Genomic DNA, 1,174 nt, shown 5'->3' on the forward strand with positions numbered 1-1,174 from the left:
GGCGACCCGTACCTCCGGCGAGCCCTCGGTGATGGCGGTGACGAGCGCCGTCACGCGGGCGAGCCGCTCGTAGTCGGCGCTGCGGGAGGGGACGACGCGCAGCACGCTCACGCTGGGGGAGTCGTCGCCTCCGTCGTGCACGACCAGGATCGACGTGAAGGTGAGGTCGACCTGGCACTCGATGCCGTAGGCGCGGCACACCCGCTGGATCGTCTCGGTCACCTCGGCGGCCGCGGACCCCAGCGAGAGCAGCGTCTCGCCCAGCCGCACGGCCAGCTCGAGCACTCCGCGGACCGTCTGCTCGGCGAGGAGCGCGCGCTGCGCTCGACGGCTCACCGGGGCCGCGGGCCGCTGCCCGCCGAGCTTGCCGACGACCTGCTGCAGAAGACGAGGAGAGCGCACCGTCCAGGGTAGGCACGCGGGGGCCGGTCCGGGGACGGGTTGCGGCGGCGGCTCTTCCGCGGATGCCGGGGCAGCAGCCCTCAGAAGCAGGCGAGCACCCGGGTCGTCAGCCAGAGGGCGGCCTCGAGCTCGGTGTGCAGATCCCGGCCGAGGGCGAGCCAGCGCTCCTCCGCCTCGGCGCTCCTCCAGCCCTCGAACACGTCGCATCCGGACGCCCAGAGCTCCTGCCAGCGGAGCAGCGGTGCGTGCAGGGCCTCCGGGACGCCGATCGCACCCGGATCGTCGATCGGGCCGTCGACCGCCCAGAGCGGATACTCCGCGCAGTGGTCCGGGTACAGGCGGAGGTCGGCGAGCCGCCCCTCCCGATCGGCCCGCGCGCGGGCGAGGGTGTCCTCCTCGGTCGCGAACGGCGGGACGATCCACTCGATCTGCGTGACGGGATCGACGACTCGGTGTTGCACGGCTCCTCCTCCGCTCCTCGATGCGCGCACGACGGTAGCAGGGCCGTTCCGCGCCGCATCGGAGGGGGCCTGCCTACACTGGCGAGCGACTGCGTCCGCGGACGGGCGGGCGGGGCGAGGGGTGGGAGCGCATGAGGGTTCACGAGCGCGCGGTGCGGCACGGGCGGCTCCGGCGGCGGTCCGGGGTGCGGACAGTGGTGGTCGGGATCGCGGCGGTGGTCGGCCGAGACGTGGAGCAGGATGTTGACGTCGTTGAGCGTGTCGTCGCGGACGCCGAACGTGTCGCCCTGCGTGGCGTCGTTGTCGGTGCC

At 74.0% G+C, this 1,174-nt stretch carries 3 protein-coding genes; 1 reads left to right on the forward strand and 2 read right to left on the reverse strand.

What is annotated here, in order from left to right:
• Together C5C27_RS17515 and C5C27_RS18300 are read right to left on the reverse strand one after the other, a co-directional pair.
• Positions 1-402, reverse strand: a 402-nt coding sequence (locus C5C27_RS17515; protein ID WP_181133592.1) for a threonine/serine exporter family protein, incomplete at its 3' end; no start/stop codon positions are given.
• 80 nt (positions 403-482) lie between these two features.
• Entirely contained in the window at positions 483-863 is a 381-nt protein-coding gene (locus C5C27_RS18300) for a hypothetical protein (RefSeq protein ID WP_181133593.1), read from the reverse strand.
• A gap of 131 nt (positions 864-994) precedes the next feature.
• Between C5C27_RS18300 and C5C27_RS18445 the strand changes: the two genes are divergently transcribed.
• A partial coding sequence (locus C5C27_RS18445) for a hypothetical protein (RefSeq protein WP_219813211.1) occupies positions 995-1,174 on the forward strand: 180 nt, incomplete at its 3' end.

Origin of the sequence: Rathayibacter sp. AY2B7, assembly GCF_002931635.1 — a bacterium.
In the GTDB taxonomy this organism is placed as follows: domain Bacteria; phylum Actinomycetota; class Actinomycetes; order Actinomycetales; family Microbacteriaceae; genus Rathayibacter.